The organism is Streptomyces sp. NPDC055078 (genome assembly GCF_053607985.1).
The window spans coordinates 1-13,023 of sequence record NZ_JBSGUP010000179.1; the positions used below are offsets into that span (position 1 = coordinate 1).

The 13,023-nt window shown below is 70.4% G+C and carries 11 protein-coding genes; 9 read left to right on the plus strand and 2 right to left on the minus strand.

The genetic code is table 11. The annotated features are described in order from the left end of the window. Positions 1 to 398: Rieske 2Fe-2S domain-containing protein (locus ACWF94_RS17280; RefSeq protein ID WP_453488375.1), on the minus strand; the 398-nt coding region annotated here is incomplete at its 3' end. Between the two features lie 334 nt (positions 399 to 732). On the opposite strand from ACWF94_RS17280, the gene ACWF94_RS17285 reads away from it, so the two are divergent. From ACWF94_RS17285 to ACWF94_RS17295, 3 genes are read left to right on the plus strand one after another with little or no spacing between them, the layout of a single operon-like run. Further along, positions 733 to 1,749 (plus strand): dihydrodipicolinate synthase family protein, encoded by a 1,017-nt coding sequence (locus ACWF94_RS17285; RefSeq protein WP_453488377.1) that lies wholly within the window; start codon positions 733 to 735, stop codon positions 1,747 to 1,749. 33 nt (positions 1,750 to 1,782) lie between these two features. Further along, on the plus strand, positions 1,783 to 3,228 hold the full coding sequence (locus ACWF94_RS17290; protein ID WP_453488379.1) for an NAD-dependent succinate-semialdehyde dehydrogenase: 1,446 nt from the start codon (positions 1,783 to 1,785) through the stop codon (positions 3,226 to 3,228). Between the two features lie 58 nt (positions 3,229 to 3,286). Beyond that, complete coding sequence (locus ACWF94_RS17295) at positions 3,287 to 4,219, plus strand: VOC family protein (RefSeq protein ID WP_453488381.1); 933 nt, start codon at positions 3,287 to 3,289, stop codon at positions 4,217 to 4,219. Between the two features lie 99 nt (positions 4,220 to 4,318). On the opposite strand, the gene ACWF94_RS17300 is transcribed toward ACWF94_RS17295, so the two are convergent. Next, positions 4,319 to 5,101 (minus strand): IclR family transcriptional regulator, encoded by a 783-nt coding sequence (locus tag ACWF94_RS17300; protein WP_453488383.1) that lies wholly within the window; start codon positions 5,099 to 5,101, stop codon positions 4,319 to 4,321. A 457-nt stretch (positions 5,102 to 5,558) separates the two neighbouring features. Between ACWF94_RS17300 and ACWF94_RS17305 the strand changes: the two genes are divergently transcribed. The 6 genes from ACWF94_RS17305 (at position 5,559) to ACWF94_RS17330 (ending at position 12,916) form a co-directional block, all read left to right on the plus strand. Then, positions 5,559 to 6,791: a DUF1116 domain-containing protein gene (locus tag ACWF94_RS17305; protein ID WP_453488385.1), complete on the plus strand. Its 1,233-nt coding sequence runs from the start codon at positions 5,559 to 5,561 to the stop codon at positions 6,789 to 6,791. Between the two features lie 246 nt (positions 6,792 to 7,037). Then, positions 7,038 to 8,330 (plus strand): amidase, encoded by a 1,293-nt coding sequence (locus ACWF94_RS17310; RefSeq protein ID WP_453488387.1) that lies wholly within the window; start codon positions 7,038 to 7,040, stop codon positions 8,328 to 8,330. Further along, a complete protein-coding gene (locus tag ACWF94_RS17315) occupies positions 8,324 to 10,330 on the plus strand; it encodes an acetoacetate--CoA ligase (protein ID WP_453488388.1) in 2,007 nt (668 codons plus the stop codon). Before ACWF94_RS17310 ends, ACWF94_RS17315 begins: the two co-directional genes overlap by 7 nt. After that, a complete protein-coding gene (locus ACWF94_RS17320; RefSeq protein WP_453488390.1) occupies positions 10,320 to 11,126 on the plus strand; it encodes an enoyl-CoA hydratase/isomerase family protein in 807 nt (268 codons plus the stop codon). The genes ACWF94_RS17315 and ACWF94_RS17320 overlap by 11 nt, the downstream gene beginning before the upstream one ends. 625 nt (positions 11,127 to 11,751) lie before the next feature. Further along, entirely contained in the window at positions 11,752 to 12,522 is a 771-nt protein-coding gene (locus tag ACWF94_RS17325; protein ID WP_453488392.1) for a cyclase family protein, read from the plus strand. Between the two features lies 1 nt (position 12,523). Continuing rightward, positions 12,524 to 12,916, plus strand: coding sequence for a RidA family protein (locus ACWF94_RS17330; RefSeq protein ID WP_453488394.1), 393 nt, complete (start codon positions 12,524 to 12,526; stop codon positions 12,914 to 12,916). The last annotated feature ends 107 nt before the right edge of the window (positions 12,917 to 13,023 follow it).

Below are 13,023 nucleotides of genomic sequence, written 5' to 3' on the forward strand. Positions count from 1 at the left end.
ACGCGCACCAGGCCGAACGCCGACTTGTCGAATGACGGGTCGAAGACCTGTTTGCGTTCCGGGACGCCCTTGAGGTCACCGGAGTTGGAGAACGTCCAGCCGTGGTAACTGCACCGGAAGTGGGAGGAGTTGCCGAGATCCGCCCGGCACAGCTGGGTGCCCCGGTGAGTGCACGAGTTGAGGAACGCCCGGATCTCTCCGCTCTCGTCACGGGTCACGATGACGTCCTCGCCGCCCAGATTCCGGGTGACGTAGTCACCGGGGACGGCGAGCTCGCTCTCGTGCGCCACGAAGAGCCAGCACCGCCGGAAGACGCGCTCCATCTCCAGCTGGAACTCCTCCTCACCCCAATACGCTTGCCGGCTCACCCGGGTGTCGGTCTTTTCCGCCCTGATCATCCGCAGACTCCTGTCGTCCTGCACCTGTGGAAGGTATCCATATAGTGGATACAGCATCCATTTAGTGGGTGCGGTGAAGGTATAGCCGCGAGTTCCGGGTGTCAACGCCCGAGGGATTGCACAGAAAGATCCCGTTAACTCCAGGGGCCCTCGCCGCGCGCAATGGTCGACCCATCGACCGCCAGGACTCCCACCGACGGACCGTTGACCGGCCCTCCCATGGTTGCTAGCCTCCGCACATCCACTTAGTGGTCATGTTATCCACTATACGGATATCACTTGGGCGTGGCCGGCCGTCGCCGCGCCCCCGTCCCGTCGAACGGAGCATCCATTCATGAGCTACTCGCGCCTTGAGGCCCGCGCATGGGCCAAGCAGAACATGAAGGGCATCTGCGGGTGCCTGCTGCCGACCTTCACCAGCGATCTGAGCAGGATCAACGAGCGTGCGATCCGGCACGACATCGACCTGGAGAAGAAGATGGGCATGGCCGCCACGCTCATCGTGTCGGAGTGCGGCACCACCTTCGACGAGCTTCTGGAGGTCACCGGGATCGCGGTCGACGAGGCCGCGGGCGGAGTGCAGACCGTGGTCCACGCCGCGCTGCCGACCCTGGCGGACAACATCCGCCTCGTCCAGGAGTCGGAACGGCGCGGAGCGGACTTCGTCCTCCTGTCGTACCCGCTGACCTTCTACCCGATGACCGAGCAGGAGGTCTTCGACTACACCAAGGCCGTCGCCGACAGCACCAACCTCGGTGTCATCGTCTTCGCAATGCACCTGTGGAACTTCCGCCGGCTGCACCCGAGCCACTTCTCACCGCAGCTGATCGGCCGGATGATCGAGGAGATCCCGAATGTCGTCGCCGTGAAGGCCGAGGTCGGCGGGCCCGGTGTGGGCGGAATCGCCGAGCTGTTCCACAAGTACCGCGACGACGTCATCGTGATGGACCCGATCGAGTCCAACTCCCCCGCGTGGCACTCGATGTACGGGATGCAGTGGATGGGCACATCGAACTACGAGGCGTACGGCCCCTGGGTGGCGCGCTACTTCAACCTCATGCGCGAGGGGAAGTTCGACGACGCGATGGAGATCTACTGGAGGATCCACCCGGTGCGCGAGGCCGACTCCGCCGTCGTGGGACAGGCTGTGGCCGGCACGGCGATGGTCCACCGCTATCTGTGGAAGTACCAGGGATGGCTCAACGGGTTCAACGGCGGCCCGATGCGTGCGCCGCTGTCGCGGATCAACGACGGGCAGATGGCCCAGCTCCGCGCCGCGGCCCTGGCGGGCGGCCTCGACGTCACGGACAGCGCCGACCACGAGTTCTTCACCGGCCGCAACCCTGCCTGACCCGCTCCCCACCCCACGTAGCGAAGGATCCCGATGACGACGTCCACCCCGTCGCTGTACTCCGATCTCATCATCGGCGCGGCACCCCCGAACCGCCGGCGCGAGGTGATCGACGTGCTCGATCCCTCGTCCGGCAAGCTCCTCCACCGTGTCCCGGACGGAACCGTCGAGGACGGGCTTGCCGCCGTCGACGCGGCGGCGCGGGCCTTCGGCTCCTGGCGGGCGACCGCCCCGCGCGACCGGGCCGAGATGCTGCGGCGCTGCTGGGAGCTGATGACCGAGCGCCGGGAGGAGATCGCCGCACTCATCTCGGCGGAGAACGGCAAGCCCCTCGCCGACGCCCGGGGCGAGGTCACCTACGCCGCGGAGTTCTTCCGGTGGTACGCGGAGGAGGCGGTGCGGGCGGCGGGACAGTTCGGCACCTCGCCGGGCGGGACCAACAACATCATGGTGTCCTACGAGCCGATCGGCGTCGCCGTCCTGATCACCCCGTGGAACTTCCCCGCCGCCATGGCCACCCGGAAGATCGCGCCGGCCCTGGCCGCCGGGTGCCCCGTCGTGCTCAAGCCCGCCGCCGAGACCCCGCTCACCGGCTACCTCATCGCGCGGCTGTGCACGGAAGCGGGTGTGCCGGACGGCGTGATCAACGTCGTCACCACGAAACGCTCCGGTGAGGTGGTGCGCGCGATGCTCCACGACCCGCGAGTCCGGGCCCTGTCGTTCACCGGCTCCACCGAGGTGGGACGCACACTGCTGCGCGAGGCCGCGGACAGGGTCCTCAAGTCCAGCATGGAACTGGGCGGAAACGCGCCCTTCATCGTTCTCGACGACGCGGTACCGGACGAGGTCATCGACGGTCTGATGGTCGCGAAGATGCGCAACGGCGGGCAGGCGTGCACCGCCGCCAACCGGATCTATGTCCACCGCTCGCTCGTCGGGGAGATCTCCCGGCGCCTGGCCGAACGGTTCGCCCGGCTGACCGTCGGTCCGGGAACCGACCCCGCGACCGAGTGCGGTCCGCTGATCAACGACCGTGCCGTCGACAAGGTCGCCTCGCTGGTGGACTCGGCCGTCGCCGCCGGGGCGCGGGTCCTCACCGGCGGCCGGCGGCCGGCCCGCGACGGGGCGTTCTACGAGCCCACCGTCCTCGCCGACGTCCCGCCGAGGGCGGACATCGTCCGCGAGGAGATCTTCGGCCCGGTCGCGAGCGTGATCGCCTTCGACACCGACGACGAGGCCGTCCGGGCCGCCAACGACACCCACCTCGGGCTCGCGGCCTACGTCTACACCTCGGATCTGCGCCGTGGGCTCCGGCTGGCGGGCGAGATCGAGGCCGGCATGGTGGCCGTCAACCGCGGACTGGTCTCCGACCCCGCGGCTCCGTTCGGCGGTGTCAAGGAGAGCGGGCTCGGCCGCGAAGGCGGCCTCGAAGGAATGCTCGAATTCATGGAGTCGAAGTACATCGCCATCTCCTGGTGACCGCGGTGGCCGCCCGACGCGACCACACCCGACTCCTCGGCAAGAAAGCGAGAATCACATGTCCATCCCCACCCCCCATCCGATCACCAACGTGCGATCGGTCGCGATAGCGGTCGAGGATCTGCCGGTCGCACGGGGCTTCTACCGCGATCTCTGGCAGCTGGACCTGGTCACCGAGGAACAGGGCAGGAGCTACTTCGGGTCCGGATGTCCCAGCAACTACATCATCAAACTGCGCCAGAACGAGGTCGCCGGGATCGAACTCACCACGTTCGACGTCCGGGACCGGGCGGGGGTGGACCTGCTGTTCGAGCGGGTCGCCCGCAGCGGTACCAAGATCATTCGCGAGCCCGGTGAGCGCCCGGAGTTCGGCGGTGGGTACGCGTGCGCCTTCTTCGACTGCGACGGCCGGCCCGTCGAACTCGCCACCGAGGTCGAACAGCGTGCCCACCGCCCGGTGGAGCGCGGCGAGTCGAGGCCCAAGTTCATCAGTCACGTCGTCTTCAACACCACCGATGTGAACCGGGCGGTCGCCTGGTACGGCGAAGTCCTGGGCTTCAGGATCTCGGACTGGCTGCAGGACTTCTTCTGCTTCATGCGCACCGGGAGCTGGCACCACATCCTGGCGTTCGCCAGGTCGGAGCACACGAGTCTCAACCATGTGTCCTTCGAACTCAACGGGGTCGACGAGTTCATGCGCGGTACGGGACGGCTGATGCGGGCCGGCGTACAGCCGCTGTGGGGTCCCGGGCGGCACGGCGCCGGGGACAACACGTACTCGTACTTCCAGGAGCCGTCGAGCGGGTTCGTCATGGAGTACACGACCGAGCTGATCCAGATCGACGAAGAGCACGGATGGACGCCGAAGGTCTGGGGCACCACCCCCGAGGAGCAGGACCAGTGGGGGACGGCCAACGTCTTCGACGAGCTGGTGCTCGCCAGGATGTCACCGGCGAGCGACCCCGTGCTGTGGACACCGCCGGGTATCTGACGGCGCGTCCCCCATGACCGGCTCGGCCCCGGTGGTGCGCCGGGGCCGAGCCCGCCTGCGAAGGCGTTGGGCGAGGGGAGGGGACGGCCTTCCGGCCGCTCAGTCCAGTCGCCAGCCCAGTGCGTGCGACAGCGACCGGGCCAGCTCCATGATCACGCGGGGGCCCGCGGCCGCGTGCTCCCGGTCCTCGTAGTAGTTGATGACGGCGGCGGAGGCGATGACATCGCCGCGCTGGTCGCGGATCGGCGCCGCCGCCGACACACTCCACACCGTCACATCCTGGGCGGTCGTGGCGAAGCCGTTCTTCCGTGTCTCGTCGAGCTTCTCGCGCAGTTCCGCGGGATCCGTGACCGAGAACTGTGTGAGCGGTTCGAGGGGTGAGGCCAGATACTCCTCGATGACATCCGCGCCGGCGTAGGCGAGGAGCACCTGGCTGCGTGCGCCGGTGTGCAGCGGATAGCGCCTGCCCAGCATCGAGGACGCGGTGATCGAGTCGGCCGGTGTGCGGGGTTCGACGCTGGCTATCGCTGTCGAGAACATGCCGTCGCGCTCGGCGATCTGCACGAAGCCGCCCAGCTCGTCCGACAGGGCGCGCATCGCGGGCAGTGCGGTGTTCAGGAGCGGGTGGTTCTTGAGGTAGGCGGCGCCGATGGAGAACATGCGCCGGCCGACGTAGTGGAGCCCGCTGCCCTCGTCCCGCCAGACGTATCCGTTGTCCCGGAGGTAGGCCAGGGAGCGGTGGGTCGTCGCCCACTTGGAGTTCAGGGCATCGGCCAGATCTTTGGCTCGCATCGGCCGCTCCGCGAGCAGTTCGAGGATCCGCATCCCCCGGTCCATGCTTTGCAGGGTGGGTGCCGTGGTTGATGCCTTCGTCTGTGACATACCCGCACGTTACCAATACCGGATACTGCATCCACTATATGGGCACGACGCTCGACCCCCCGCTCGCACCCCTCACGCCACCGGCACACCGTTGACACACCCCACTGAAGTGGATAGCGTATCTGCATCACGGACTTAATATCCACTATACGGATACACTTCGCCGGCTCTCCGCGGACCCGCGCGTACGTCGGCTCCCGATCCCGGTCCTGCGTCCCGGCCCGGACCGGCCACGACGGCAACGGCAACGGCGGCACCGTCGGGAAGACCGCGCGTCGCGGGGCCGATGCGGCCGTCATGGGTGAACGATCGCACCGCGACGCCACAACACCGCAGTGCCGCCACCCCCATCACCCCAGCAAGGCCGGCCGGGCGACGGCATCCGCGTCCGTACCGCCGACACCGGGCGGGTGTTCCCCGCCCCCCATTCCCCCGAGACAGGCAGGAATCAGCAGGTATGAGTGACAGTGACGGCTGGACACTGCTGGCCGAGGCTCAGGCAGTGGCGACGAGAGTTCGGCGGGCGGACGAGGTGACGGACGCCGTCGGCGCCAGGAGATTTCTGCACGCGGGTCCCCCGCTGGGCGGGGACGACCTCACCGGCCCGATGCGCGGTGCCGTTCTCGGCGCGCTCGTCCTCGAAGGCGAGGCCGGGGATCTGCGAGGGGCGGCGGAACTGCTCGACTCCGGTGAGATCTCCCTGGCGCCGTGCCACTCCGCGGGCGGAGTGGGCGCGATGGCGGGCATCGTCTCCCCCGGCATCCCCGTCGTCGAGGTCGAAGGTGCGGACGGCAGGACGGCGTTCGCCCCCCTCAACGAGGGCCTGGGCGAGGCACTGCGCTTCGGCGCGACGAGCGATCGGGTGCTGGCACGCCTGCGCTGGATGGGCGACGTACTCGCCCCGGTACTGAACGGCGCTCTGCGCGCGGTGGAAGGCGTCGACATCGCCGAACTCCAGTCGGAGGGCCTGCGCCGCGGCGACGAGTGCCACAACCGCAACGTCGCCAGTACGGCCGCCCTGCTGGCCCGCCTCGCGCCGGCCGTCGTCCGGGTGGCCCCCGACCCGGAGACGGCCGCCTCGGTCCTGGAGTTCCTGGCGGGCAACCCGCACACCTTCCTGTCCTTCTCGATGGCGGCAGGCAAGGTCATCGGCGATGCCGCCCACGCGGCGGGCGGCACGCCCGGTCTGGTCACGGCGATCTGCGCGAACGGCCGGCGGATGGGGCTGCGCGTGAGCGGTGTGGATGGCTGGATCACCGCGCCCGCCCCCATGGGACGGCCGAAGGTGTTCACCGGCTTCACCCCCGAGGACGCCTGCCCCGCGATGGGCGACTCCTTCATGACGGAGACCGTAGGACTCGGCGCGTTCGCCCTCACCGCGGCACCGGCGATCAGCTCGTTCATCGGCGGCACGCACGAGGAGGCCGTCGAACTCGTCGGTTCGATGCGGCGCATCTGCCGGGGCAGCAGCGGGCGGTACCTCGTGCCTGCCGACGGCTTCGCCGGTACGCCCGTGGGCATCGATGTCGGTCTCGTCTGCCGGACCGGGATCACCCCGGTGGTCAACAACGGATTCGCGCACCGCGAGCCGGGCGTCGGTCAGGTCGGCGCGGGCCTCACCCGGCTGCCGATCGAACCGTTCCGCGAGGCGCGCGACGCCCTGGCGGCCTCCGCCGCGATACCGGGGTGACGCCTCGCGCGCCGACGCCGGCGGTCGGCTCCCCAGCCACCGGCCGGGTAGCCCGGCACGGCGGCCCGTACCCCGATCCGTCACGGCCCGGGATTCAGGGCAGGCCGGCCCGGCCCCGTAACTGCAGGCATGCCGGGCGACCCCACAGCCCACCCCCGGTCGGCGAACCCGCCGCCCGCACATCTGCCGGAGTCGGCGAGGAAGGCGATCGATGACCGGTCCACGAGTGCTCCCCCGGAGGGTGCGATGACACACGACGGCGCGACCTCGGGCCGGGTACGCCACGACGCGACGGCGATCGCGGAGGCGGTGCGGGCGGGCACCTGGTCGGCGGAGCGGCTCTGCCGCCGGTCGCTGGCAGCCGCGGTGAAGGCCGACGGGGTGTTCTGGGCGGTGGACCGGACGGCGGTGGAAGCGGCGCGCGACATCGACCGCCGTGCCGCGCGCGGGGAGCCACTGGGTCCGCTGGCGGGCGTGCCCGTCGCGGTCAAGGACAGCTTCGACGTCGCCGGTCTGGCCACGACGCTGGGGCTCCGCACGCCGGTCCACCGGGCCGTGACCGACGCGGCGGTCGTCGAACGGCTGCGCGCCGCCGACGCCGTGGTCATCGGCAAGACGGCGATGGACCCACTCGCCTGGAGCATGACCGGGCAGGCGCCGGGACGACCGCCGTGCCCCAACCCCGGCGTGCCGGGCGCGCTGCCCGGCGGTTCGTCCGGCGGGTCCGCCGCGGCCGTCGCAGCGGGGATCGTCCCGCTGGCGATCGGCGGCGACACCGCCGGGTCGGTACGGGTGCCGGCCGCCTGGTGCGGAGTGGTCGGCGCGAAGCTGTCCCACGGCAGCGTGGCGATGGACGGCTGCGCTCCGCTCGCCCCGTCGATGGACTCGGTCGGGGTGTTCGCCACCTCGGTCCGCGACTGCCGGGCCGCCGCCGCGGCGCTGGGGGTGGCGACCGGCTCCGACCGCGCCCCCGCCGGTCTGCGTATCGGGGTTCCGTCCGGCCTGGAGGAGGACGGTCCCCTGCATCCCGGGGTCGCCGAGGCGTTCCGGACCGCCAGGGAACTCCTCGCGGGCCTCGGTCACACCCTGGTCGAGGTCGAGTTCGAACTGCGGCCCCGGGGAATGGGACGTGTCCTCGTGCGCGAGGTGGCCGAGGCGTGGGCCGGCCGTATCGAGCCCGATGAGCCCGGCGTGGTGTCGGCACTCGGCCTCGGTGCCCGGATGGAACCCGGCACCTACGAGCGGGCGCGCGAAGCCGTGTCGCTGGCGGCGCGGCGTACGGAGGCGGTGTTCGCCCGGGTCGACGTGGTCGCGCTGCCCACGGTGCCGATCCCGGCGCCGGCCGTCTCCGAGCCCGCCTCGGTCCTGGACGCTTCGCGGTTCACCCGGGCGGCGGGGGCGTTCGGTTGGCCCGCGATCTCCGTGCCCCTCCTCGGCTCCGGTGATCCGTCCATCGCACTCCAGCTGATCACCCCGCACGGAAAGGACAGCCGGCTCATGAACTGTGCCGAACAACTGATGGAGGCCGTCACATGGTGAAGTCAGCAGCCGACGCGATCCGGCCGGTGCTGTGGACGCCCTCCGCCGAGTGGGTCGCCGCCGGCGAGCTCACCCGGTTCCAGGAGTGGCTGGCCCGCGACCGGGGGGTGGAGTGCGGGGACTACGACGCGCTCTGGCGCTGGTCGGTCGAGGACATCGAGGGGTTCTGGCGGGCGATCTGGGACTACTTCGAGGTGCGCGCCGACGGCGACCCCACGACCGTTCTCGCCGACCGCGCCATGCCCGGTGCCCGCTGGTTCCCCGGCGTTGCCCTCAACTACGCCGAGCAGATCCTCGCCGGGCGCGACCCCGGTCGGGTGGCCGTCGTGTGCGCGTCCGAGTCGCGGCCTCCGGTCGAGGTCACCTGGGCGGAGCTGACCGACCGGGTGGCGCGTGCCCGGGCCGGTCTCGTGGCGGCGGGTGTGGGCCGGGGCGATCGTGTCGCGGCGTACCTTCCCAACACGATCGAGGCGGTGGTCGCGCTCCTGGCGACGACGAGTCTCGGGGCGATCTGGTCGGTCGTCGCTCCCGAGACGGGGACGGCGAGCGCGCTGGACCGCTTCCGGCAGATCGATCCCTCGGTGCTGATCACCGTGGACGGATACCGCTATGCCGGACGCGAGTTCGACCGGATGGACGTGGTGCGCGAGCTGACCGACGGCCTGCCGACCCTCGGCCGGATCGTGGTGGTCGACCGGCTGCGTCCCGGCAGACCGCTCACCGGGCTCGGCTCAGCCGTCACCTGGGACGCCTTCTGCGCGAACCCGGCACCACTGGCGTTCGCACGGGTGCCCTTCGCCCACCCGCTGTGGATTCTGTACTCGTCGGGCACGACGGGTGTGCCCAAGCCGATCGTCCACGGACACGGCGGCATCGTGCTCGAACACCTCAAGAAGCTGCGTCTCCATGTCGACGCCCGCCGTGACGACCGCATCCTGTGGTTCACGAGCACCGGGTGGATGATGTGGAACTTCCTCGTCGGCGGACTCCTCACCGATGCCGCGGTCGTTCTCTACGACGGCAGCCCCCGCCATCCGGATCCGGCGGCGATGTGGGACGTGGTGGCGGCGACGGGTACCACCTGCTTCGGGACCGGCGCGGGCTTCCTGGCGGCGTGCCGGGCCGACGGTGTGCGGCCCCGTGAGGGCAGGGACCTGGGGAGGCTGCGCGCGGTCGGCTCGACGGGATCACCGCTCACGCCGGAGGTCTTCGACTGGGTCTACGAAGAACTGGGCCCGGATCTCTGGCTGTTCTCGTCCAGCGGTGGCACGGATGTGTGCACGTCGTTCATCGGCGGCGTTCCGACACTGCCCGTGGTGCGGGGCGAGTTGCAGCGCAGATCGCTCGGCGCGTCGATCGCCGCCTGGGACGAGGACGGCCGCCCGGTGACCGGCGGGGTCGGCGAACTGGTGCTGACCGCGCCGATGCCTTCGATGCCGGTGATGTTCTGGAACGACTCCGGCGGCAGGCGCTACCGCGACGCGTACTTCGGCCACTACCGCGTCGGACCGCCCGTGTGGCGCCACGGCGACTGGATCGAGATCGCGCCGCACGGCGGAGTGGTCATCCACGGCCGCTCGGACTCCACGATCAACCGGGGCGGCATCCGTATGGGCACCAGCGAGATCTACCGGTCCGTCCTGGCCCTTGACGCGGTTGTCGACGCGCTGGCCCTGGACATCGCGGAACCGGACGCGTCGTCGCGGCTTGAGCTGTTCGTGGTCCTGGCGGCCGGGCGGGAACTGGACGAGGGGCTGAAGCGCGCGATCGCGGCGCGACTGCGCACGGACTGCTCCCCACGACATGTTCCGGACGCCGTACACCGGATCGACGAGGTGCCTCGTACCCGGTCGGGCAAGCCTTTGGAGGTGCCGATGAAACGGCTGCTGATGGGGGCGGAGCCGGACAGCGTGGTCGACCGTGACGCGGTGGTCGATCCCCGGGCGCTGGAACCCTTCCGGCGGCTGGCCGAACAGAGGGCGGACGGGCGTGCGCACTGAGCCGTCTCCCCGCCCGGCCGTCCGCGTCGAGGAGGTGGAACCGGGCATCACGGTCGTGACACTCGACCGGCCAGGACGGCGCAACGCGCTCGACGCCGCGACTCTCGGCGAACTGGCCCGGGTGTTCGGTGATATCGAGGCCCGCGCCGTGGTACTCACCGGCGACGGACCGGCGTTCTGCGCGGGCTACGACCTGCGCAGCGTCGCCGGCCCCCGTTTCGAGCCGCACGCCGAGCAGTTGATCGCCCATCCGGCCCATGCGGTGTTCGACGTGCTGGAGAGGTCCGTGTTTCCGGTCATCGCCGCGATCGGCGGTCCCGCGCTGGGCGGCGGACTCGAACTGGCGTGTTGCTGCGACGCCCGTGTCGCGGCCCGCGGCGCCTCGTTCGGCATACCGGCTGGCGATCTCGGCCTGGTGTACTCCGATACGGGTCTGCGTCGCTTCGCATCGGTGTGGGGTGGCTCGCTGACCCGCGAGATGCTGCTGCTCGGCCGGCGGGTGGACGCCCGGCGGGCCTGGCAGGCCGGAGCCGTCGCGGAACTGGCGGACGAGGGGGCCCAGGTCGAGGCCGCCCTGCGGCTCGCCCGCCGCGCCGCCCGGCTCGCGCCGCAGGCGACCGCCACCAACAAGAAGATCATCGGTGGCGTGCTCGACGCGGCACACCCGCGCCCGTCGTTCGACGCCGACGGACTGCGCCGTGCCTGCTTCGGCCCGAGCGGGGAACTGCGTGCGGGAGTCGAGGCGTTCCTGCGGGACGGTACGACGAGCGTGGCCGGGCGGCGGCAGCGGGGGTAGGTGACGGAAGGCGCGCGTTCCCGGACGGGACACCACCGGCCGCGGTGTTCCCGGGGCCGTACGCGGACGGTGCTGCCGCGGCCGTAGACGGACGGTGTTCGCGGCACCGTATGCGGGCGGGGTGCCCAGCGGGTGCTTCCGCGCCGTGCCGACTCCGACGCGGGCATGGTGCTCCCCGGCGCGGTGTTCTCGGGGCCGTACGCGGGCGGGGTGCCCGGCAGGTGCTTCCGCGCCGTGCCGGCTCCGGCTCCGGCACAGTGCCCCCGGCGCGGAGTTCGCGGGGCGGAGTTCGCGGGGCGGAGTTCGCGGGGCTGTGCGCAGGTGCCTGCCTCCAGCACGATGCCCCAGGCCACGTACGCGGGTGCCGTGCCTCGGCGCGGTGCTCCCTGCGCCGTGCGGCGCGGGCGCCCACGCTGCCCCCTCGCGTCGTGCGGGACACCTCGGCCCGTCCCTCCCGGCGGCGGAACAGTGCGCGGGAGGTCTCTGCCGCTCCGGCTCAAAAGAAGCCGTCTCCGCCATTGACGAGGCTCCGCACCACATCTAATGTCGCGGACACAATATCCGACCTGTTGATTTCATATCCGCATAGTGGATACGAAATCGCAAGTGAAGGTGAGGCTCTCCCTTGACCAGGCGAATCGTCGACCTCTCGATGACCGTTGACACCGACCCGACTCTCGACGGCAAAGGCGTCACCCTGGTGCCCCATTCGGAGGGGGCCCAGTGGAACAAGGACAACTACGACATCGACCCGCAGGACTGGCCCACTCCCGGTGAGGCGTACGCCATCTGCAACCTGGAGATCACCGATCACACGGGTACACACATGGACGCCCCGTGGCACTTCGGTCCGCGGATGGCGGACGGCTCCAAGCCGAAGACGATCGAGGAGTGGCCGCTCGACCGCTGCATCGGCGACGGTGTCGTCATCGACATCCAGGACTGCGAGGACGGCGAGGAGCTGTCCCTCAAGAGGCTCCAGCAGAAGTTCCGCGACATCGACTACACGCTCAAGCCCGGCGACATCGTTCTGTCCATGACCGGGAACGACAAGTACTTCGGCACGGACGAGTACATGACCCGGGGCGGCGGTATGAGCCGCGCGGCCCTGGAGTGGATGCTCGACCAGGGCGTCACCACGGTCGGGACGGACGCATGGAGCTACGACCGTCCGTACGCCGCGTGGGCCGCGGACTACCACGAGCACGGCCACGACCCCAAGTACCTCTGGCCCTGTCATCTGCTCGGGCTGGAGAAGGAGTACGTCCACATGGAGAAGATGGCCAACCTCGACCAGTTGCCGCCGCACGGCTTCCAGGTGATCGCCATGCCGCTGAAGATCGCCAACGGCACCGCAGGACCGGTGCGGGCGATCGCGCTCGTCGAAGAGGGCTGACATGGCCGCGGAGTTCGAACTCGTCACCGAGGTGCCCGGCGTCCTCTCGGGCGCCGCCTGGCACTGGGCGGGCACCGTGGACCAGCTCGTCTTCACATCCGGTCAGATCGGCTGGGACGAGGAGGGCGCCGTCGTCGGTGTGGACGATCCCGTCGCCCAGACCGAGCAGGCGTTCGCCAATATGGCGCGCACCCTGGAGGCGGCCGGCAGCTCGATGGACCGGATCGTCAAGGTCACGGGCTTCATCGCCAGGCCGGAGGCGCTGCCGGAGATCCGGTCGGTCCGTGACCGATGGCTGCCGACCCGGCCGCCCTCGACCTTTGTGTTCGTCGCCGGGCTGGTACAGCCCGAACTCATCGTGGAGTTCGAGGCCATCGCGGTGAAGAAGCGATAGCCCACGCGGTGCCTCCCCGAAGAAGCAGCGCAGGGAGGCACCGCACCCGGCACCCGGCACCCGGCACCCTGCCTCCGGCCTCCGGCAGCCGTACGACCCTCCCACTC